20 protein-coding genes are annotated in these 21,472 nt (G+C 36.7%); 3 read left to right on the top strand and 17 right to left on the bottom strand.

What is annotated here, in order from left to right:
* Positions 1-75 precede the first annotated feature (75 nt).
* Positions 76-810, bottom strand: a complete 735-nt coding sequence (locus tag MKX83_RS08955; RefSeq protein WP_307317891.1) for a hydrolase — start codon at positions 808-810, stop codon at positions 76-78.
* Between the two features lie 222 nt (positions 811-1,032).
* Here MKX83_RS08955 and MKX83_RS08950 point away from each other — a divergent pair, with 222 nt between their 5' ends.
* Positions 1,033-1,224 carry a YjzD family protein gene (locus tag MKX83_RS08950; protein ID WP_191814879.1) on the top strand — a complete coding sequence of 64 codons (192 nt, stop codon included), beginning with the start codon at positions 1,033-1,035 and terminating at the stop codon, positions 1,222-1,224.
* 86 nt (positions 1,225-1,310) lie between these two features.
* Here MKX83_RS08950 and clpB read toward each other — a convergent pair whose 3' ends face one another.
* The 14 genes from clpB to MKX83_RS08880 all read right to left on the bottom strand — a co-directional run bounded on the left by clpB (position 1,311) and on the right by MKX83_RS08880 (position 18,460).
* Positions 1,311-3,905, bottom strand: coding sequence for an ATP-dependent chaperone ClpB (clpB, locus tag MKX83_RS08945; protein WP_322909168.1), 2,595 nt, complete (start codon positions 3,903-3,905; stop codon positions 1,311-1,313).
* A 109-nt stretch (positions 3,906-4,014) separates the two neighbouring features.
* Positions 4,015-4,194, bottom strand: coding sequence for a YjzC family protein (locus tag MKX83_RS08940; RefSeq protein ID WP_095369821.1), 180 nt, complete (start codon positions 4,192-4,194; stop codon positions 4,015-4,017).
* 290 nt (positions 4,195-4,484) lie between these two features.
* On the bottom strand, positions 4,485-5,438 hold the full coding sequence (gene argF / locus MKX83_RS08935) for an ornithine carbamoyltransferase (protein WP_095369822.1): 954 nt from the start codon (positions 5,436-5,438) through the stop codon (positions 4,485-4,487).
* A complete protein-coding gene (locus MKX83_RS08930; RefSeq protein WP_341055118.1) occupies positions 5,435-8,527 on the bottom strand; it encodes a carbamoyl phosphate synthase large subunit in 3,093 nt (1,030 codons plus the stop codon). The genes argF and MKX83_RS08930 overlap by 4 nt, the downstream gene beginning before the upstream one ends.
* Positions 8,520-9,599 (bottom strand): carbamoyl phosphate synthase small subunit, encoded by a 1,080-nt coding sequence (locus MKX83_RS08925; RefSeq protein WP_328198735.1) that lies wholly within the window; start codon positions 9,597-9,599, stop codon positions 8,520-8,522. The genes MKX83_RS08930 and MKX83_RS08925 overlap by 8 nt, the downstream gene beginning before the upstream one ends.
* Positions 9,600-9,682: 83 nt before the next feature.
* A complete protein-coding gene (locus tag MKX83_RS08920) occupies positions 9,683-10,834 on the bottom strand; it encodes an acetylornithine transaminase (protein WP_341055115.1) in 1,152 nt (383 codons plus the stop codon).
* Positions 10,834-11,610 (bottom strand): acetylglutamate kinase, encoded by a 777-nt coding sequence (gene argB, locus MKX83_RS08915; protein ID WP_095369826.1) that lies wholly within the window; start codon positions 11,608-11,610, stop codon positions 10,834-10,836. Before argB ends, MKX83_RS08920 begins: the two co-directional genes overlap by 1 nt.
* A gap of 13 nt (positions 11,611-11,623) precedes the next feature.
* On the bottom strand, positions 11,624-12,853 hold the full coding sequence (argJ, locus tag MKX83_RS08910; protein WP_340978441.1) for a bifunctional ornithine acetyltransferase/N-acetylglutamate synthase: 1,230 nt from the start codon (positions 12,851-12,853) through the stop codon (positions 11,624-11,626).
* A gap of 16 nt (positions 12,854-12,869) precedes the next feature.
* Complete coding sequence (argC, locus tag MKX83_RS08905) at positions 12,870-13,901, bottom strand: N-acetyl-gamma-glutamyl-phosphate reductase (RefSeq protein WP_095369828.1); 1,032 nt, start codon at positions 13,899-13,901, stop codon at positions 12,870-12,872.
* Between the two features lie 380 nt (positions 13,902-14,281).
* On the bottom strand, positions 14,282-14,743 hold the full coding sequence (gene mobB / locus MKX83_RS08900) for a molybdopterin-guanine dinucleotide biosynthesis protein B (RefSeq protein WP_095369829.1): 462 nt from the start codon (positions 14,741-14,743) through the stop codon (positions 14,282-14,284).
* Positions 14,737-16,002 carry a molybdopterin molybdotransferase MoeA gene (locus MKX83_RS08895; protein WP_322909162.1) on the bottom strand — a complete coding sequence of 422 codons (1,266 nt, stop codon included), beginning with the start codon at positions 16,000-16,002 and terminating at the stop codon, positions 14,737-14,739. Before MKX83_RS08895 ends, mobB begins: the two co-directional genes overlap by 7 nt.
* A 24-nt stretch (positions 16,003-16,026) precedes the next feature.
* Positions 16,027-17,043 (bottom strand): GTP 3',8-cyclase MoaA, encoded by a 1,017-nt coding sequence (gene moaA / locus MKX83_RS08890; RefSeq protein ID WP_328198732.1) that lies wholly within the window; start codon positions 17,041-17,043, stop codon positions 16,027-16,029.
* 246 nt (positions 17,044-17,289) lie between these two features.
* Positions 17,290-17,601 (bottom strand): metal-sulfur cluster assembly factor, encoded by a 312-nt coding sequence (locus tag MKX83_RS08885; protein WP_095369832.1) that lies wholly within the window; start codon positions 17,599-17,601, stop codon positions 17,290-17,292.
* A gap of 91 nt (positions 17,602-17,692) precedes the next feature.
* On the bottom strand, positions 17,693-18,460 hold the full coding sequence (locus MKX83_RS08880) for a prolyl oligopeptidase family serine peptidase (protein WP_095369833.1): 768 nt from the start codon (positions 18,458-18,460) through the stop codon (positions 17,693-17,695).
* 228 nt (positions 18,461-18,688) lie between these two features.
* Here MKX83_RS08880 and MKX83_RS08875 point away from each other — a divergent pair, with 228 nt between their 5' ends.
* Both MKX83_RS08875 and MKX83_RS08870 read left to right on the top strand, forming a co-directional pair.
* A complete protein-coding gene (locus MKX83_RS08875) occupies positions 18,689-19,507 on the top strand; it encodes a Cof-type HAD-IIB family hydrolase (RefSeq protein WP_095369834.1) in 819 nt (272 codons plus the stop codon).
* Between the two features lie 98 nt (positions 19,508-19,605).
* A complete protein-coding gene (locus MKX83_RS08870; protein ID WP_191814850.1) occupies positions 19,606-19,758 on the top strand; it encodes a hypothetical protein in 153 nt (50 codons plus the stop codon).
* A gap of 51 nt (positions 19,759-19,809) precedes the next feature.
* Here MKX83_RS08870 and MKX83_RS08865 read toward each other — a convergent pair whose 3' ends face one another.
* Positions 19,810-20,535, bottom strand: coding sequence for a BsuPI-related putative proteinase inhibitor (locus tag MKX83_RS08865; RefSeq protein ID WP_341055112.1), 726 nt, complete (start codon positions 20,533-20,535; stop codon positions 19,810-19,812).
* A gap of 15 nt (positions 20,536-20,550) precedes the next feature.
* Positions 20,551-21,381, bottom strand: coding sequence for a YitT family protein (locus MKX83_RS08860; protein ID WP_095369836.1), 831 nt, complete (start codon positions 21,379-21,381; stop codon positions 20,551-20,553).
* Positions 21,382-21,472 lie beyond the last annotated feature (91 nt).

Raw genomic sequence — 21,472 nt, 5'->3', positions numbered from 1 at the left:
ACTCAAATATGACTTATAACAAACTAGCAAGTTTTACATAACAAAAAAATTGTCTGAGGGATTTTTTCCTCAGACTTATAATATCGTCTCATTTTCGTTGAGAAATCGAATAATATGGTAGCTTAAACTATGCCTTTTCTCTGGTAATAAATAATTGATTGAGACTTGTTGATTGTTTTCTGACCATTTCACTGATAAGTCTTTTAAATGATGAGATTGTTTATATGCACGACTACTTGAGAGGATATGAATGATTTTTACTGGGAGGTCTACTTGAAGGAATTGTTCTTCATTTATTGCGATGGATTCATCTATCTCTTTAATATTACTCACAAGTGCAGCCTCAACTTCTTTCTTTAATTTTTTATAGAAAAATTTATGTTCTTTTTCTTGTTCCAAATGTGTTTTTAATGAAAAGATGGGATTGATAAACGTAATCGACCGTATATTCTCATTCATTTCATTCATTAATGCACCAGCGACAAGTGCGCCCATACCTTCAGCAATAATATGGATTCTTTCATTAATAATTTCATGTCTAATCGTATGGGCATACAATCTTTTTGCCATTTCAATGGCTTTACGACTTCCCCAATTTCGCCCATATAGATTCGAATAAAAGATAGTATAACCATCTCTTCTTAATGCTGATATGAGAGATGATTTCCCTTCATTTTGTGTCCAGAAGCTTTGTTTCTCATCAACAAAATGGCGTTCATCCCCAATGATAAGAATACCGAAACCACTTGGCTTTTCTGGGTAATGAATCATATTCCATTCTGTATGCAGTTGAAAGTTTCGGCTATCCATTTTATTAACCCCTTTACTGTTGTTCATACTAATGTATGATTGTACAGGTAATTTGAATAGGATATTTGCCTAGCTTTTAATGAATTAGTTCAAACGCTTGATTCCAACTGTTATTCACATTTTAGACATAATCCTATGAAAAAAAATCAGTGAATCACGTTTATAATCCAACCATTGTATGATACTATTAAATAGACTGACATACGTATGAGGTGAGTAAAAATGCAATACATTTGGACGTTCATTTGGACATTCTTACTTATGAATATGGTTACTTATGTAGTAAGCAACATGAATGGTGTAAGTTATGATTTACAAACAGCAACCGTCCTTTCGGTTGTAGTAAGTATTCTTCTTTACATTCTTGCTGCTGTCATTCCTGCAGCACCAGAAGAGAAGGAAGGACTACATTAAGAATGGCAACAAAAGTCATCCAATATGGATGACTTTTGTTTTTTTACTTTCGTTAATATATCCAGTTTATGCTATTTTCTACTGGTTCATGATTGTTTTATGATGAGTTTTGTACTGTCACTAGTGATAGCTACATGTGATTTCGCTTGGATATTTCCCGCAATCATTTCTTTTGCTAATACTGTTTCAATTTCTCTTTGCATGTAACGCTTCAATGGTCTTGCACCGTATATGGGATCAAAAGCCGTTTCTGCAATAAAAGCCTTTGCCTTATCATCTATCGTTAAGTTAATTTGTTGATGAGTTAACCTTTGTTGTAGTTCATGGATTAGTTTTTCAACAATTCCTTTCATCTCTTCTTTACCTAAAGGATGAAATAAAATAACCTCATCTACTCTATTTAAAAACTCTGGCCGGAAATGCGATCGTAACATTTCTAATACTTTATTCCGAGTTTCTTCTATTATATTACCCTTCTCTTTCGCTTCATCGCGTTCAAGCAAAATATGAGATCCTATATTTGATGTCATTATGATGACGGTATTCTTAAAATCAACTGTTCGACCTTGAGAATCAGTAACCCTTCCGTCATCTAACATTTGTAAAAGAATATTGAACACTTCAGGATGTGCTTTCTCTATTTCGTCTAGTAATAGGACGGCATACGGATTCCTGCGAACCGCTTCTGTTAATTGTCCACCTTCTTCATACCCAACATACCCTGGTGGTGCACCAACTAGTCTTGATACCGCATGTTTTTCCATATACTCTGACATATCAATTCTAATGATATGTTCCTCACTATCAAATAAAGATTCCGCTAAAGCCTTTGCCAACTCTGTTTTTCCAACTCCTGTAGGACCTAAGAAAATAAAAGAACCAATCGGCCGTTTCGGGTCTTTTATGCCTGCTCTTGCTCTTAAGACCGCATCTGAGACAAGTGTGACGGCATCATTTTGACCGATGACCCTTTTTTGTAGAATCGACTCTAATCGCAATAACTTCTCCCGTTCACTTTCAACTAATTTAGAGACAGGTATACCAGTCCATCTCGATACAATATCAGAAATTTCTTCTTCGGTTACCTCTTCACGTAATAAACGGTTATCATTTTCTTTATTATTCGCCTCTTCTTCTAATTGTTGTAACTCTTTTTCACATGCAGGGATTTTCCCATGTCTTAACTCTGCTGCCTTATTAAGGTCATACTTATTCTCAGCTTCCTCTAGCTCTCTTTTCAAAATTTCTAACTGCTCTCGTTTTGATTGTATCGATTGTATCGCAGCCTTTTCTGTTAACCATTTCGCTCTCATTTCTTTCGCTTGTTCCTTAAAGTTAGTAAGTTCTTCTCTTAGTTTCTCTAACCTACCTTGACTGATTTCATCAGACTCTTTTAGCAGAGCGGCCTCTTCAATTTCAAGCAGCATTACCTTTCTTGTTACTTCGTCAAGCTCCGTAGGCATAGAGTCAATCTCTGTCCGGATCATTGCACATGCCTCATCAATTAAATCAATCGCTTTATCTGGTAAAAAACGATCTGTAATATAACGATCAGATAAAGTAGCTGCTGCAACAATAGCCCTGTCATGAATATTAACCCCATGATGAATTTCAAATCTCTCTTTTAAACCTCTTAAAATAGAGATAGAGTCTTCTACATCAGGTTCTTTTACTAATACTTGTTGAAACCTTCTCTCTAATGCCGGATCTTTTTCAATATACTTTCTATGTTCATCCAATGTTGTTGCGCCAATACAATGTAGCTCACCTCGGGCAAGCATCGGCTTCAACATATTACCAGCGTCCATCGCACCTTCTGTTTTACCAGCTCCAACGATTGTATGTATCTCATCTATAAACAGAAGAATACGACCATCACTCTTTTTAATCTCTGCTAACACTGCTTTTAAGCGTTCCTCAAATTCACCTCTAAATTTAGCACCAGCAATTAACGCACTCATATCTAATGAGAAAATCGTCTTATCTTTCAGTCCCTCTGGTACATCTTTTCTAACAATTCTCTGTGCTAATCCCTCAACAATTGCTGTTTTACCAACACCTGGCTCCCCGATGAGGACAGGATTATTTTTCGTTTTCCTTGAAAGTATGCGAATTACATTACGTATTTCTTGATCTCTGCCAATGACAGGATCTAATTTCCCTGTTTTCACTTCTTCCACTAAATCTCTACCATATTTATGAAGTACTTCATAAGTACCTTCTGGGTTTTGTGATGTCACCTTTTGATTCCCCCTGATCTCTTCAATTGCTTGTTTGATATCCTCCTTTTTCATTAAAAAGAGGTCTGTAACATTCGTCTTTGCCACAATCACTGCCCATAAAACATGTTCAATGGATATATAATTGTCCTGCCATTGCAATCTTAATTCTTCTGCTTTTGACAAGGTTTTTCTTAAATCATTAGTAAGATAAAAAGAATTTAAATCCACACCACTTCCACTAACCCTGGGTTTTCTTTCTAATAAATGTTGCAATGATTGTTTCACATTTTCAATTGTAAAATCACTTCGTCTTAAAATATTTGTAAAAAGATGATCCTCCTGCAAGAAGGAAAGGAATAAGTGCACCGTATCCACCTCTTGGTGACCTTTATTTGTCGCCATCCTTTTGGCAGTCATTAAACCTTCTTGCAAAGAGGTTGTCATTTGATTAATATCCAATCGCAAGTCACACTCCTGACCTTTTTTGACCTTTGTTTTATTATAAAATTATTTCCTACCATATGTAAAGCCATCCACATTTTGGGATGGCATCTGATCGGTTTCATTATTATGGTTTTCTTTGATAAGTCCATAATCGATTATGGTTTGAGTTTTCAGGAAATCGATCACCCGCACGAAGACTTACCACTTGTGGGTTATTCACATTACTGCCAGTTTCTCCAATTTCAATATATTTACCATTATTCGGCGCTTTCTGCCCTGCTCTAAATTGTCGATTTTGTCCCAAAATGAGCACCTCCTTCAAACTTACACTTTTATTATTTCCGCGAGAAGGAGGAATCATAAAGGAAATTGTAGGTATTGTGTTTTACTCAAATCAGATTGCAAGCCTGGCTTTGGCGCTTTTATTGTTGGGTGTACTTTTTAAATCACTCTTACTCCGCAGCTATCTTTGCCCATTTTTCCTCTCAATGGAAGAGCTATACCTTTTTGCTCACCTCAAACTGCCTAAATTCTCTTCTAATGATAAAAAGCACGAACCATTCTAGGAACAGAATAATTCATGCTTCAGGAAACTTATAGTAATTCAGTTAATAAGGCTTTTTGTGCGTGAAGGCGATTGCCTGCTTGTTGGAAAACAGCGGAGTGATCACCGTCAATAACAGACGCCGAGACTTCTTCCCCACGGTGTGCGGGCAAACAGTGAAGGAATAAATAATCTTCTTTTGCACAGGCTACTAGTGACTCGTTCACTTGATAATCATGAAAGACTTGTAAACGCATTTCATTTTCTTCTTCTTGACCCATACTCGTCCAGACGTCCGTATAGATGACATCAGCGCCATCAACCGCCTTTTTCACATCGTTTTCGACGAGAATTTTACTACCTGTCACTTCAGCAAATCCTTGTGCTAAAGCAACCACTTTTTCATCTGGTTCGTAGCCTTTCGGACATGCAATCGTCATATGCATGCCAACTTTTGCTGCTGCAATCATTAATGAGTGAGCTACATTATTGCCATCTCCTACATAAACACAACTGATACCTGCTAATTGTCCTTTTACTTCTTTAATCGTTAACAAGTCTGCTAGTGCTTGACAAGGATGATATTGGTCCGTTAACCCATTAATCACTGGAATAGTAGCATGTGTTGCAAGTTCTTCTATAATATCATGAGAAAATGTACGAATCATAATACCATCAACATAATTAGATAAAACTTTTGCTGTATCTGCAATCGTTTCTCCTCTACCGATTTGCATATCATTACTATTTAAATATAGGGCATGACCGCCAAGTTGTAACATACCCGCTTCAAAGGAAACCCTTGTACGTGTAGATGACTTTTCAAAAATCATTCCCAATATTTTGCCCTTCAATGGCTCTTCGGCTTGATGATCCGTTTGCTTCATTTCATATGCCTTTTCGACAAGACCAATGATTTCTTCAGAAGAATAATCAGCTAATGTTAGCATATCCTGTCCTTGTATATCTAACTTTTTACCACATACAGTCGATGTTGTAATCATGATATCGTCACTTCCTTTACACTGTCTTTTTGCCAATCCTCAATTGCTACTGCTTGCCAATCCTTTTCTGTTAAAGCAAGTAAATAGGCCTCAAGCGACTCTAATTCACTAAAAGTGTGTAGTCTGTTTTTAACCGCCCATTCCCGCATACGTTGGTTTTCATCACCAGTGAACGGATTGTAAAGTGCAACAGTTGTTTCATCTAATTCGGCACCTTGAGCATCTAACAATTTGGTATTTGACTCTTTTGCCAATGTCCTAATTCCATCTGTTAATTCACCACTATACAAAACGGACCGTTCTTTATCTCCATGTAATTGGAACACTTTCTTTAAAGCTTGTGGTAAAGTCGCTGCTAACGCAATTCCTTCCCCAGTTGACTTCATTTCTGGTCCTACTTTAGCATCAAGACCTTTTAGTGCATAGTTAGAGAAAACCGGATATTTGACAGTAACAAATGTTTGCTTCGTATCTTCTGGAAGTTGGTCTTTTTCGAAAAATTGCTTTCCTAATAATACTTTCGTTGCCTCTTGAACCAATGGAATAGCAGTCACTTTACTTACAATTGGCACCGTTCGACTTGCCCTCGGGTTTACTTCAAGTAAGTAAACTTTGTTATCATCAATAATATATTGGATGTTCATTAAACCTTTATATCCAAGCTTTTTAACCATCAATTGTCCATACTTAATCATAAGATTTTGTACTTCTTTCGATAAGCTTTGTGGCGGTAAGACTGACATACTATCACCAGAATGAACCCCGGTCCTTTCAATATGCTCCATAACTGCCGGGATGAGAACATGCTCTCCGTCTGCGGCTAAGTCAAGCTCCGCCTCTTTCGCCTGTAAAAATTGATCTACAAGTACAGGAAATGGAATATCCTTCTTTTTATAAACTTGAAACGCTTCATCATTATAAATGGTTTCCATTCCCATCCCACCGATTACATAAGATGGTCTAATCAATACAGGATAGCCGATTTGGTTTACATATTGTTCGAGTTCAACTTCATTTTCTGCCACGTATCCTTGAATATGTGGGATTTCAAGTTCATCTAATAATTGATAAAATAATTCTCTATCTTCAAGGGTATCAATAGTTTTCGAATCAGTACCGAGTAATTTTACCCCGTAATCCTCTAGCTGATTAGCTAAGTTAAGCGCTGTTTGTCCCCCTACTTGAACAATGACTTCATTCACTTGTTCCGCTTCAATTACATTCATCACGTCTTCAATGATTAATGGTTCAAAATAAAGACGATCTGCTGTCGTAAAATCTGTACTGACTGTTTCTGGATTATTATTAATCATAATCGTTTCAATACCTTCATCTTTTAAAGCAAAGACACTTTGTACAGAACAATAATCAAATTCAATTCCCTGGCCAATTCGTATCGGACCACTACCAATGATTAAAACTTTTCTTTTATCGCTCGGTATTTGTTCATTTTCTCCAAAATAGCTAGAGTAAAAATAATTGGAAGACGCAGCGAATTCGGCGGCACATGTATCAACCATTTTATAAGATGGGATTATCCCCATTTCTTTTCTTTTATGACGAACAGCTTTTTCATCGACCTGCCACACTGAAGCAAGGTAGGCATCACCAAAGCCCTTTTCTTTGATCAGTTGCATCATTTCTGGCTCAATATTTTCGAGTGAAGCTTGTGCAATCTCTTTTTCTAATGAGATTAAACGTTGGAAAGCTGACAGATAAAAATAATCAATTTTAGTGATGTTTTTTATCTTTTCTGCGCTTACCCCACGTCTCATTAACTCTAATATAATGAAGAATCTTTCATCTGTTTGGCCAGCTAACTCCTTCAGTAATGTCTCTTTTGTATCTTTTTTGATCCGAGGATAGTGAAGATCAAGTCCTTTTCCTTCAAGGGAATGAACCGCTTTGATCAGCGCTCTCTCCAAGTTTCTATCAATCCCCATTACTTCTCCTGTTGCTTTCATTTGCGTGCCTAATTTGCGATCAGCATCAGAGAACTTATCAAACGCCCATTTTGGAAATTTGACAATGCAATAGTCTAGTGCCGGTTCAAAACTAGCAAAAGTATCACCAGTAACTGGGTTAATAATTTCAGAAAGATGATAGCCTACAGCCAACTTTGCTGCCATTCTTGCAATCGGATATCCAGTTGCTTTAGAAGCAAGAGCAGAAGATCGACTAACACGAGGATTCACCTCAATCAGGTAGTAATTTTTACTTTCTGGGTCTAGAGCAAATTGAATATTGCATCCACCAATGATGCCTAACTCAGAAATAATTTTGACAGAAGCACTACGAAGCATTTGGTACTCTACATCGCTTAATGTCTGACTCGGGGCAACAACAATACTATCTCCTGTATGTACACCTACTGGATCAATGTTCTCCATATTACAAATGGTGATACAAGTATTGTTGCTGTCGCGCATCACTTCATATTCTACCTCTTTAAACCCAGCAATACTTCTCTCTACTAGCACTTGCGTAATCGTACTTTCTTTTAGGCCACTCTTAACGAAATGCTTTAATTCATTCATATCTGTTGCAATACCGCCACCTGTTCCACCTAGGGTATAAGCAGGTCGGATAATGATAGGGAAACCAATCTTTTCAGCAAACGTAACCGCTTCTTCCACATGATGAACGATTTCACTTTCTGGAACTGGTTCATTTAGGTCATTCATTAATTGGCGAAATGCTTCCCGGTCTTCACCTTTTTTTATTGCTTCGATACTGCTACCTAAAAGTTTCACCTCATATTTATCTAATACGCCTGCTTCACTTAGTTGAAAGGTTAAATTTAGACCTGTTTGACCACCTAAAGTTCCTAATAAGCCATCTGGTTTTTCTTTTTGAATGATTTTTTCAATACTATTTACTGTTAATGGTTCAAAGTAAATCTTATCTGCAAATGCGTGATCTGACATAATTGTTGCAGGGTTATTATTTACTAATATTACCTTATAGCCTTCTTCTTTAAGCGCCGCGCATGCTTGCGTGCCTGCGTAGTCAAATTCTGCTGCTTGCCCAATCACGATTGGTCCCGATCCGATGACCAGGATAGATTGGATACTGTTGTCTTTAGGCATATGCGATAACGCTCCCTTTCTTCTCTTCAATCGTTTGAATAAATTCTAAAAATAAATAATGCGTATCTGTTGGTCCAGGATTAGCTTCAGGGTGAAATTGTACCGTCTCAATCGGATAAATTTCATGAGTAAGACCCTCAACAGATTGATCATGCAAATTAATGAACCTTGTTTTAAACCCAGTTGTTTCTAAACTTACTGTATCAACAACATAGCTATGGTTTTGTGAAGACATCATGACACGTCCTGTTTTCAGATCACTAATAGGGTGATTCGCCCCTCTGTGTCCAAAAGATAACTTTGTTGTGTTCCCCCCAAGTGCAAGTGCTGCTAACTGATGTCCTAAACAAATCCCTAAAGTAGGGTAGCTCGTAATTACTTTTTTAAGTTCAGGTAAGACATTTTGAAGCGTTTTCGGATCTCCAGGACCATTGGACAGTAGGATACCATCAGGATTTAACTTAGCAACTTCATTGAATGTTGTAGAAAATGGCACAGTGGTCACTTTACAATTTTGCTGTAATAAGCTATTAAGTATTGATTTCTTATAGCCAAAATCATAAAGAACAACATGTTTATCACCTTCACCATATGTGTGCATCTGAGGATTAGAAACCAATTCAACCTTATGATCCTCTTGTTTACTCCATGTTGTTTCTTTTACAGAATGAGTTGACATAGTTGCTGGCATGGAACCAACTGCCCGAATTTTTTTCACAATTGACCTTGTATCCATATGCCCTAGCACAGGAATATTCCATTTATGCAAATACTCCTTCAGTGTATAGGAAGATTGATAATGTGAAGGTTCATTAGTCCCCTCATAAACAATCACTCCAGCTACATGTGGCTTCTTACTCTCAAAGTCTGATTCATTCACGCCATAATTCCCAATTAAAGGATAAGTGAAAACGATAATCTGATCTTTATAGGATGGATCTGTTAGCACTTCTTGATAACCAGTCATTCCTGTAAAGAAAACAATTTCTCCTGCAACCTCATTTTGTGGTGGCGTATTTAGCCATTCCCCTTTATAACAATGACCGCTTTTTAAATGTAGATACCCTTCCATCTTTAACACCTCGTGAACTTCTGTATATTCATTAAACAAAATTAATTTTTATGCATTTTTAGTTTTAAAAATGCAGCCATATTTCAGGCTGTCTGAACTGGAACTATATTCTTTTTTAGTATAGCGACTGCTTGATTGATCTCTTCTACTGTTACTGTTAACGGTGGTAATAATCTCAAGACATTTTCACCCGCCGATAACGTAAGCAAGCCATCATTTCTTAAGAATTGCAATAAAGATGCCGTATTTGTATTCATCTCTATACCAATCATTAATCCTAATGAACGAATAGCAGTTACCTCTTCTATATTGTATAGCGATTTCTTCAACTGTTCAAGTAAATATTCTGCTTTTTCATTCACTTCTGACAAAAAATCCTCATTGAAGACTATCTCCATTGTAGCGATTGCTGAGGCAATACTTAATGGATTTCCTCCAAATGTGGAACCATGACTACCTGGACCAAAGTATTCCTTTAAATTTTCTTTGCCTATGATAGCACCGATTGGTAGCCCACTTCCAAGCCCTTTTGCACAAGTAATTATGTCTGGTTGTAGGTCATAATGTTGAAAGGCAAATGGTTTACCTGTTCTACCATTGCCTGTTTGAATTTCATCAATAATTAGCAATGCTTGGTATTCATGACATAATTGTTGCAATTCTTCTAAAAAGGCTGAATCTGCAAGATGAATACCACCCTCACCTTGAACCACTTCCACCATCACGGCCGCTGTTTCATTATCTATTAATGATTTCACCGACTCGATATCATTAAAAGTAGCATACGAAAATGTTGGCAGCATACTCCCAAACCCTTGTTTTACTTTATCCTGACCTGTTGCACCCATCGTAGCAATTGTTCGACCGTGAAAAGATTTATTAAAAGTTATGATTTTATCTTTACCTGTAGCTTTTTTGGCTAATTTAATTGCCCCTTCATTTGCCTCTGCTCCGCTATTTGCAAAGAATGTATAAGCTAAACCAGATGCATGAGCTAACTTTTCTGCTGCCACTGCTTGTTGTTCTTGTGTAAATAGATTGGATACATGCCAAAACTTATTTAATTGCTTTGTGATCGCTGCTTGGACTGAATCGGGACGATGACCTAAGTTAGTGACACCAATTCCGGAGGTGAAATCTAAATATTCTTTCCCGTTTTTATCTATTAGTTTTGTTCCTTTTGCATCTGCTGGTTCTACTTCCCAGCGAGCATATGTGGGGAATAAATGATTCATTATTGTACCACCTCTACTTGTTTTTTTGTCATTTTTGTCCCTATCCAAGCTTCTCCATTAAAAAAGTTGTGCTTCCCAGAAGCAATCATTACACTAGCAAGGCCTTGTTCTAACACCGCCACTGCAGAGTTTACCTTTGGTATCATCCCGCCCGATATCTCACCACTGTCAATATGCTGTTTTATTTCTTCTGTATCTAAATGCTCTACGAGTTGTTTATCAATTAATACACCTTCAACATCGGTGACGAATATACACATTTCCGCTTCAATTGCTTTTGCTACAGATGCAGCAGCAAAATCTGCATTGATGTTTAACTTCTTGCCACTTTCTGTTGTAGCAATAGGTGTTACAACAGGTATATAGCCTTTATTAAGAATTACTTCTAATAACTCCGCTTTCACTTTGGTAATTTCTCCTACTAACCCAAGCTCTGTTTCATTAATAAAATCAGCTTGTAGGAAACCGTGGTCACTTCCATTCAAACCAACTGCTTTAAAACCATTACTATCAAGCAATGTTGCTAACTTCCTATTGGCTACACCTGATAACACCATTTCAACAATCTTCATAGTCTCTGGCGTTGTTTTTCTTAAACCATTGATAAATTGTGATTCTACCTTGTGTATTTGCAGCATTTTGTTTATTTCAGGACCACCACCGTGAACAAAAATAAGTTGGTAACCATTCTTCTGTAAATGATGTAAACTTTCAAAGAACGCAGGTGATAGCTGATCCATCACGCTTCCCCCACATTTTATTACAATACGCTTCATTGTCTATTCCTCCTTAGGAACGATAACTTGCATTTATTTTCACGTAATCATACGACAAATCGCATCCCCAAGCTTTTGCTAAGCATTCGCCAATATGTAGATCAACGTGAATTTCCACCATTTCACCAAGTAAATATGCCTTCGCTTCTTCTTCAGAAAAGGAAACGGGAGTACTCTCTTTTAACATTTGAATGGGGCCTATAGAAATATCTACATTATTCGGATCAACCTGTACTTGACTTTGCCCTAGCGCACCAATTATTCGTCCCCAATTAGCGTCTGCTCCGTGAATAGCTGTCTTCACTAAATTAGAACCAACAATTTGTTTAGCCGCTTTTTGTGCCTCTTCGTTTGTAATGGCACCCTTGACTATTACTTCAACAAGTTTGGTAGCACCTTCGCCGTCTCTAGCAATTGATTTTGCCAACTCTTCACATGTTTGTTTTAACAACGCTATGAAAATGGGCCAATCTTTATGAGCTGGACTCAATATTCCCGTTTCGCTCATCCCATTTGCCATAACAAGGACCATATCATTTGTAGATGTATCTCCATCTACTGTAATCTGGTTAAATGTCTCGTTTGTGATTTCTTTAAGTGCCATCTGTAGATCACTGGGACTTACCTGCGCATCCGTTGTCACAAAACCAAGCATTGTTGCCATATTAGGGTGGATCATTCCTGACCCTTTTGCTGCACCTGCCATATGAATCGTCCCACCTGCTATTTCAGCTGAGTAGCAAGTCTGCTTATCAATTAAATCAGTTGTTAAAATTGCTGTAGCAAAACTATTAGCATGTTCTTTTGTTGCTTGTGGTTGGATGGATTTTATCCCTTGGTCGATTTTTTCCATATCTAAAAATTCGCCAATGACTCCAGTAGATGCAACTCCGACTAAGTGCTCAGTCAAATTTAATTGCTCTGCAGTCAGCTTTCTCATCTTATAAGCGTCTTCAAGCCCTTGCTTTCCTGTACAAGCATTTGCACAAGCACTATTTACGACAATCGCTTGAAGCTTACCTTTAGCGGCAATACTTTCTTGGGTTACTAATAAAGGAGCTGCTTTAAAGGAACTTGTTGTATAAACACCTGCACTACTCGCTGGTTGTTCACTAACAATCATTCCAAGATCCTTTTTCCCTTTACTAAGCCCTGCATAAATACCATCAGCCTTAAAACCTTTTGGTGTTGTAATAGAGCCATCTTGTATATATGTAATAAGGCTGTTTTTAGTTGCTTCCATTGTTTGTCGTTCCTCCTTATGGGTATAACGGGGACATTTCCAGCCCTGTCGTTTCTTCCATTCCAAACATTAAATTTGCATTTTGCACAGCCTGACCAGCTGCCCCTTTCATTAAATTATCAATTACAGAGATAATTGTCATTCGGCCTGTGCGCTCATCAACATGTAAACCAATATCACAATAATTAGAACCGGCTACCTCTTTTACTGATGGATAATTACCGACTGGACGAACACGTACAAACGGACTTTGCTGGTAAGTATGCTCGTATAATTCCACTAACTGTTTAGTCGAGTAACTTTCTTTCAGTTTCACATAACTTGTAGCCATTATACCTCTGGTGATTGGTAGTAACTGTGTAGTAAATGTGATTGCTTCCATTTCCTTATTCCAAACCTTTAATTGTTGTTCAATTTCAGGTGTATGTTGATGTTGATTCACTTTATATGCCGAGAAGTTCTCATTCGCCTCGGCGAAACTCGACGTCCTTGATAGAGAACGACCCGCACCTGAGATGCCTGATTTTGCATCTACGATAATTTGATCTTTTTCTATTAATTGCTCAATAACTACAGGAGCTAAACCTAATAATGTAGCAGTCGGATAACAACCAGGGTTCGAAATCAGGTCAGAAGTTTTCACTTGGTCTCGATTCCACTCAGTTAATCCATATACCGCCTGATTAATCACCTCATCAGAAGTAGGGTCTTTCTTATACCATTGTTTATATTCTGATGCTGGTAATCTTAAATCTCCTGATAAATCTACTATTTTAATATTTTTATTCACAAATTGTGCCGCTAATTCACCCGATACACCAGAGGGGGTTGCTAAAAACACAATATCTGCACTTTCACTAATTTTCTCTGGCTCTATCTTTTGTAATTGATTGTTCATGATTCCGATTAAATGTGGATATTCATCAGAAATGGCTAAATTATCTCTAGTGGAATGTATAGAAGAGATTTCAAATTCGGGGTGGTTTTTTAATATTCTCAATAGTTCTGCCCCACCATATCCTGTAGTACCAATAATTGAAGCTTTCATCATGTCACCCTTTAATTTTGTATATTTATAAATTTTTATTTATATTTATTAAACATTTAACTACTATTATAGAAATTTCTGAAAAGAAATGCAACAGGTTTTTGTAAGTTTTTTTAACAAATTAAATAAAAATTTAGATTTAACACATTTTTCGGACTTTTATTTAAACCCCTACCCGAAGATAAGCCAATTAAACCAAAAATGATTAATTTATTAAAAAAATCTTTTTACTGTTCTTTTTAACCTTAACCTTCTTTCGTTCATCCCCATTCTTCTATACAATTGAATGCATAATAAAATACTCCCCTAGCTAAAGCAGGTTTATTTAAAACCTGTCTACCTTTAGGGGAGTATCTTATGTACTAATATCATGTAATTAACTACCGTATAAGTTTATTCACTATTTCCTTTATAACCACTTCATTGCTATCATCTTTTGTCACTATATATTTGATGTTTGACAGTTGCTCAATAAGGTTTTGATCGTTTTCATCCCTCAGTAATAGTACTTTAGGATAGTTTGCTTTTTTATGTCCTTCAATAATAATAACATCTGGATTCATATAAGTTAGTACTTGAATCTGCTCTTCAAGTGTCCAATTAAGCTTTTTTGCTTGCATTAATAGCATGCCTTCACCTTCGACAATGGTGGCAGTTGCTCCTGATACGATATGTCTACTACTATCTTTATTTGATACTACATCAGGTTCACCGTGGCCATGATGTTTAATCGTTGCAACATTCAAGTCTTTTTCTGCTAGTGCTTGTACAAGTTGAGTGACGAATGTCGTCTTACCACTATTTTGATAACCAACCACTTGCATAATTTTAGGTGTTACCACGGCCAATTGCTACCCACAAAATCTTCAAGCATGAAAACTTCAACAATATCTCCAACACCATAGCCTCTCGTACCACCTGGCAATGCCATAAATGCATTTGCTCTTGCTAAACTCATGACAATATTTGATTTATCAACACCGCTAGGTCGCACCATCAATGATCCATTTGTGACATACACATCGGCTCTAACGAATCTTGTAAATGGATTTGCTTTTGGAAAATCCTGCTGTAAGATTGCTGTTTCTTTTCTTAAATGAGGGGAGCGGCAACCTAACATATAACGAATGATTGGTCTTGCAAATAATTCGAAGCCAACATAACAAGCAGAAGGATTCCCAGAGAGGCCAAATAATAATTTTCCATTTATCTGTGCTACTGTCGTAACACTACCAGGTCTCATTGCGACTTTATTAAACAGAACTTCCGCCTGTAGCTTCTCGTATATCGCAGGGAGATAATCAAAGTCTCCTACAGATACACCACCTGTTGTGATAAGAATGTCTACATCATCAATTGCAGTCGCAATTGCTTCGTAACATGTATCAAATTCATCTGGTAGTTTACCATAATATTTCACATCACCACCAACGCGCTCGATTTGCGCTATGAGCATCGTACTATTACTATTTCTTATTTTTCCATCCTCTAGTTCTTCTTCCACTTCTAATAATTCCGTTCCAGTTGCAAATAACCCAATAACCGGACCTTTAGCTACAGGTACTTCAGCATAGCCAAATGTCGCTAGAATGGCTTGGATACCAGGATTGATTTTCGTCCCCTTTTCAACGAGTACCTCGCCTTTCTTTGCATCTTCCCCTTGAAAAGAAACATTGTCACCAGCGTTGAAGCTACGCTTAATAGACATATACGATTGGTCCCCATCTTCAAACGATCTCGCTACCTCAAGCATAACGACGCAATCACATGAATCAGGGATTTTTGCCCCCGTCATAATACGTACTGCTTGCATTGGTCCTATTTTCTTTGATGATACGTAGCCTGCTCCAATATGATCAACTACTTCAAAAACGACCTCATTTTGTAAAGAAGCTTCTTTCGTATCTATAGACCTAACTGCAAAGCCATCATATGGGGAGCGATTAAAATGTGGTACATCACTTGTTGCCGTTAAATCTTTTCCTAAATATCTACCATGACTTTCCTTAATTGAGACAAATTCAACGGCGCCGCTTTGTTTATATCTCATTACTTTTTCAACTGCTTCAGCAACCTGAATCGGCTTCCTCTTTTCTAGCATCTTTTTCCATCCCCTAAATAATCTTTATCCGCCAATATAAGACATTTCAAGTTTTTTGCGATTTTTTCTCGTTTCGTCTGTTCTGACATCAGAGTAACGATCATTCCGATGGTTCCATATGTCAGTAACATATCCGACAATATCATCATCAGAGACATTTGACCGAATAAATGATTTAATATCATGTCCTTCACCATTAAATAAACATGTATATAACTGCCCATTAGCAGATAATCTTGAGCGGGTACAACTAGAACAAAAAGATTCAGATACTGAGGTAATAAATCCTACATCTATATCTGTACCAGTGTATCGATACCTTTTAGCAACTTCGCCAAAGTAGTCAGGATCAACAGGCTCAAGATCATAATGTTCATTTAATTGCTGGAAAATTTCTTTCTTTGTCACCACATCATCCATTTTCCAACCGTTTGTATCACCAACATCCATATACTCAATATATCTTAACTGTAGTGAATTTTCTTTACAAAACTTCGCCATTGGTAGGACTTCTTCATCATTTAAGCCTTTTTTCACAACCATATTAATTTTGACACCGAGTCCCGCTTCTTTTGCTGCGTGTATTCCCTTTATCACCGGACCTGTCCCAACATTGCGTCCATTAATTTCACCGAACAATTCATCTTTCAGACTATCTAAGCTAATATTCACCCGTTTTAACCCAGCGGCTTTTAATTGAGTAGCAAATTTAGGTAATAATACGCCATTAGTTGTTAAGCCGATATCCTCTAAGCCTTCAATTTGAGATAGTTTCTCCACTAATAAAGGCAATTCTCTCCGTAGTAAGGGTTCTCCACCCGTTAACCTAATTTTTTCTACACCTAAACCAACAAAAATCCGTGCTAATCTTTCAATTTCTTCGTAAGATAACAATTCATTCTTAGGTAGAAAAACAAAATCTGGTCCGAAAATTTCTGCTGGCATACAATATTGGCATCTAAAATTGCAACGGTCAATTACTGATATACGTAAATCTCGTAATGGCCGATTGAGTGAATCCTTAATATGAGTTTGTTTCATGTAAATCAACTCCGTCTTATCGATCACGTCGATAACTTTTTCTATAAATAAAATGTAAAATGATTTTATTCCAATATAACATGAAATCTTCTATTGGCATATGCCAATTAGAGTACTAAATATCGTTCGCTTCTCTACTTTAAGCTTTATCCCTGTACCTAAGGCAAAGGAGCGCTATTTTATTTCAATATTTTTTCATACAAAAAAACAGCAAGCAATGCTTTGCTGTTTTTTCTTACACCTTAATTAATCACGAACGCCTAATGCAATCTTTGCATATCTAGACATTTTATCTTTTGTCCATGGCGGACTCCATACAATATTGACTTCCGTGCTTTTTACTTCAGGGATATCAGCAAGCGCTGTTTTCACTTGATCAACAATTGTGCCAGCTAAAGGACAACCCATGGAAGTTAAAGTCATTTCAACTTCCGTATTTCCTTCATCATCCATAGTAACATCATAGACGAGTCCTAAATTAACGATATCTACTCCTAATTCAGGGTCAACAACAAGTTCAAGTGCGCCCATAATGCTTTCTTTTAAATCTTTGTCCATCGAACACAACTCCTCATATCATATGTTATAGCTATCATAACAAAAAAGTCATCAATGAAAAAGGAATAGCTGTTTTAACTATCACTTTTTCTTATAAATATCGTTGAAACCATTCAACTGTTGCTAATAATCCTTCTCTGCTTACCTTATGTCCTGCATTTTCATCAACAATGAAATTCAACCTGTCTGGATGGTCCTTGTATAAAGGTTGTATCGTTTGAAAAAAGTCATAAGTTGGCGCAAATGGAACAGTCGTATCTTTTTTACCGTGCCAAAATAGCAACGGACGCCCTGATAAAACTTCCTCTTGTTTACTTAAATCATACTTTGTAATTTCATCTAGAACAGCCTCTACTTGAGTGTCTGATAATGGGAAATCCTTTACTTTTTTCCGCATTGTTTCAATTTGCATACCAGCAAACTTCTCATAATATGGCATGCCCATTAAACTAACTGCCACCTTCAACCATTTATATTGTGTTAAGGCACCAAGTGTAATAATTCCGCCCATCGAAGTACCTGCCACACCAATACGATTCTCATCAACTAACCCTTTAGCTACTAACTCTTCTTTTATCTCAGGTAATTCTTTAATTGTTTGAATAATCATATCCCAAAATTTTAATTGCAATTCAGGCTCTGGCAATCCATGACCTCTTTCACCATGTTCATTCACTTCTGGTAATATAACACGAAATCCTTTTTCAGCAAGAAGGTAGGCATAATGTAGGTTATGCTCTTTCGCACTAGTAAAACCATGAATGAAGAAAATGAGGGGCAACGATTCAGATTTAAACTCATCTTTCACGATATGCAAAGCGGGAATACCTTTTAATTCTTGATGATCAATAATAACCACTATGTCTCCTCCTATGTTAAAAACTATAAGAAAATGTAAACATCTTATAAAAGAGGTTATTTCTTTTACAAATGACCGTATACATTGGTAATATAGTGTAAACTTAGATTATAAGTACTACTTGAAAATATTAACTGCCTTTCAAGTTTAACATTTATTTGCGCCTTACCATACTTTAATGCTTATTAGATGAATGATTTTTTCCTATAAAAAACTGAAGGAGATATTATGACACAAAAACATTTAATCGTTCTTGATTTAGATGGCACTTTATTAAAAGATAATAAAACCATCTCACAAAAAACAAAAGAAGTCCTATTTAAAGCCCGTGAAGCCGGACATGAGGTGATGATTGCTACAGGAAGGCCTTATCGTTCAAGTGAAATGTATTATAAGGAAATGCAAATGACCACACCTATCGTTAATTTCAACGGTGCCTTTATTCATCATCCAACAAATCCAAAATGGGGAATACGCCATACGCCTCTTGATATGAAAGTGACAAGAGACATTATTGATGCTAGTCAAGATTTTAAGTTCAATAATATTATTGCGGAAGTGCTTGATGATGTATATTATCATTATCATGATGAAAAACTGATGAATATGTTTAATCTCGGTAACCCTAAAGTCACTACAGGGGATTTAAGAAACTTCCTGCCTGCTTCCCCAACAAGTATGCTCATTCATACAGATCAAGAGCAAATAACACAAATTCAGCGCCATTTGAATGATGTGCATGCTGAAGTTATTCATCAACGGAGCTGGGGCGAACCTTTCCATATTATCGAAATCGTTAAGGCTGGTTTAAACAAGGCAATTGGCATTCAACAAGCTTGTGATTATTTAAATATTCCTAAAGAGCGAGTGATTGCTTTCGGTGATGAAGATAATGATTTAGAAATGCTTGATTTTGCTGGTATTGGTGTGGCTATGGGTAATGGTATTGACGCTGTTAAAACAGCGGCTAATGAAGTGACCTTAACAAATGAAGAAGATGGGATTGGTATCTTCTTAAATGATTATTTGAATTTAAAAACACACTAACCAAAATCTACCCTTTTTAAAAAAAGTAAAAATGGTACAAAATAAAGGATGTCGTAGCAATTAGCTACTTCAATATTCTTCATTAAGGGGAGATTTAAATGGGCAAACGTAATAAATCGAAGCGCTTTATTAAGCAAGGTGCCGATAGTGTCACTCAGCATGATGCACGTATACCCTACCATTCAACATACTCGGAGGCAGAAGCTGAAAAGTTAAAGAATGTAAATGACTCTTCCCTCGGTGGAATATAAAATTTCGAAGGAAAAAGAGCTAACTTTTCTCGAGTTAGCTCTTTTTCCATCTTAAAAACTTTGCAGTATAATCGGAGTTCCTTTACTTCCCTTTTCAGAAAGGTAAGCCATTAAAGAACCGTTTTTTGGTAAATCTTCTTCCTTCACTTTCACAGCAATATTAAAATCACCATCTTTATTCACTTGAACAGGCTGTTCTTTTATAAGCAAAAAATGGCCATCTTCTACAGAATACATAACCGGCAACTGCCCCTTATAATGCCCCTTAATATCATAGATACCATCTTTGCCCTCAACTGTAATATTGTTAAAGAGTTGATCTTTACCATACATAAATGTGGTTTGTGAAGTTTGGTTTATTTCCATTCCTTCTGGCTTTATTACCTGTCCTAAAAATTTCGCCTCAACCTTATAACTTCCTGGGTTTAAGGTATTTTCATTTGCGGTTTGATAATCCCAAGTAGACTTCCATTCCTTTTTTTCTCCCGCAGAAAGGTTCTCTGTTTGAATCATTTGTAAAAAGGCTTTTCCATCCGAATACCTATATATTACTTTTCCATGTTCATCCACCACCTCATAATCATACTTTTGGGAAGAATTAAATTGCAATTCGACCAATTCATTTGTTTGATTATGAACAGTAAAAGTAAGGACCAATTTTTCTTCCGAAACCGCTTGAACTTCAAATTGAATATCCATATGGTTGTTTGCTTCCATTTCAGACTGCTGTGGAAGAAAATTCGTCGCAAGTATGGCACTAAGCAGTAAATGTAGCATAACTGCCCCCTTTCATTAATCTCTTCTAAAAACACCATAGACATCGGCAGTATTTACAATATTAGTGAATGCGTTAGGATCTACTTCTTGAATGGTTCTTTGTAAGTCAAATAATTCATATCTTGATACTACAATCATTAGCATTTCCCGATGTTCATTGGAAAATGCTCCTCTTGCAGGAATCATTGTAATTCCTCTAACCAATTTATTATGAATGGCCTTCTTCATTTCATCTTGCTTATTAGTAATAATCATCGCTGTAAGCTTTTCATGTCTTGTATGAATTGCATCAATAACCCGTGTGGATGCATATAATGTCACTAATGTATAAAGTGCTTTTTCCCATCCAAAAAGGAAGCCAGCTGTAATAATAATAACAGCATTTAATGAAAAAAAGTATGTACCAACTGGTCGATCCTTAGCCTTCGAGAGATACATAGCTATAATATCCATACCGCCTGTTGAAGCGCCCCATTTCAATGTGATACCGACACCGACGGCTGCAATGACTCCCCCAAACACAGCATTTAACAAAATATCTTTTGATACACTGATGACAGGGATAATCTCCATAGAAACAGTTGTAATCACAACACTTAAAAGGCTATATAAGGTAAAAAGTTTACCCACACGTTTCCATGCAAAGATAGCTATTGGTACATTTAAAATAAATAAAAGTATGCCAGTAGAAACTGCACCATTTAATATACTCGAAAGAAGTTGAGCTACCCCAGTAAAGCCGCTCGCATATACATTTGCGGGTATGAGGAAAAAGTTCATCGCTATCGCATTTAATATTGCCCCCACAACAATAATGATGATTTTTCTTGTTTCAATCCAATTCATATTGACCTCCTTAATCATCTCTCTATCTTTTCTTTACCCAAGTTTAGGTTTTTCAATGCATTCCATTGTTTTTTTTCCTAAGTTTCTATAA

The organism is Cytobacillus sp. FSL M8-0252 (assembly GCF_038007345.1).
Taxonomy (GTDB): Bacteria; Bacillota; Bacilli; order Bacillales; family Cytobacillaceae; genus Cytobacillus; species Cytobacillus kochii.
Note: the sequence above shows the minus strand (reverse complement) of the source record. Positions and strands in the feature narration are given on the sequence as shown.

Bases quoted from the DNA above. Each gene is read 5' to 3' on its own strand.
- moaA (WP_328198732.1), bottom strand. From the start codon at position 17,043: ATGAAACAAACTCATATTAAGGATTCACTCAATCGGCCATTACGAGAT.
- MKX83_RS08870 (WP_191814850.1), top strand. From the start codon at position 19,606: ATGGGCAAACGTAATAAATCGAAGCGCTTTATTAAGCAAGGTGCCGAT.
- MKX83_RS08885 (WP_095369832.1), bottom strand. From the start codon at position 17,601: ATGGACAAAGATTTAAAAGAAAGCATTATGGGCGCACTTGAACTTGTT.
- MKX83_RS08930 (WP_341055118.1), bottom strand. From the start codon at position 8,527: ATGCCTAAAGACAACAGTATCCAATCTATCCTGGTCATCGGATCGGGA.
- MKX83_RS08895 (WP_322909162.1), bottom strand. From the start codon at position 16,002: ATGCTAGAAAAGAGGAAGCCGATTCAGGTTGCTGAAGCAGTTGAAAAA.
- MKX83_RS08955 (WP_307317891.1), bottom strand. From the start codon at position 810: ATGGATAGCCGAAACTTTCAACTGCATACAGAATGGAATATGATTCAT.
- argF (WP_095369822.1), bottom strand. From the start codon at position 5,438: ATGATTACAACATCGACTGTATGTGGTAAAAAGTTAGATATACAAGGA.
- MKX83_RS08925 (WP_328198735.1), bottom strand. From the start codon at position 9,599: ATGGAAGGGTATCTACATTTAAAAAGCGGTCATTGTTATAAAGGGGAA.
- MKX83_RS08920 (WP_341055115.1), bottom strand. From the start codon at position 10,834: ATGAATCATTTATTCCCCACATATGCTCGCTGGGAAGTAGAACCAGCA.
- MKX83_RS08865 (WP_341055112.1), bottom strand. From the start codon at position 20,535: ATGCTACATTTACTGCTTAGTGCCATACTTGCGACGAATTTTCTTCCA.
- MKX83_RS08950 (WP_191814879.1), top strand. From the start codon at position 1,033: ATGCAATACATTTGGACGTTCATTTGGACATTCTTACTTATGAATATG.
- MKX83_RS08860 (WP_095369836.1), bottom strand. From the start codon at position 21,381: ATGAATTGGATTGAAACAAGAAAAATCATCATTATTGTTGTGGGGGCA.
- argC (WP_095369828.1), bottom strand. From the start codon at position 13,901: ATGAAAGCTTCAATTATTGGTACTACAGGATATGGTGGGGCAGAACTA.
- argB (WP_095369826.1), bottom strand. From the start codon at position 11,610: ATGAAGCGTATTGTAATAAAATGTGGGGGAAGCGTGATGGATCAGCTA.
- argJ (WP_340978441.1), bottom strand. From the start codon at position 12,853: ATGGAAGCAACTAAAAACAGCCTTATTACATATATACAAGATGGCTCT.
- MKX83_RS08875 (WP_095369834.1), top strand. From the start codon at position 18,689: ATGACACAAAAACATTTAATCGTTCTTGATTTAGATGGCACTTTATTA.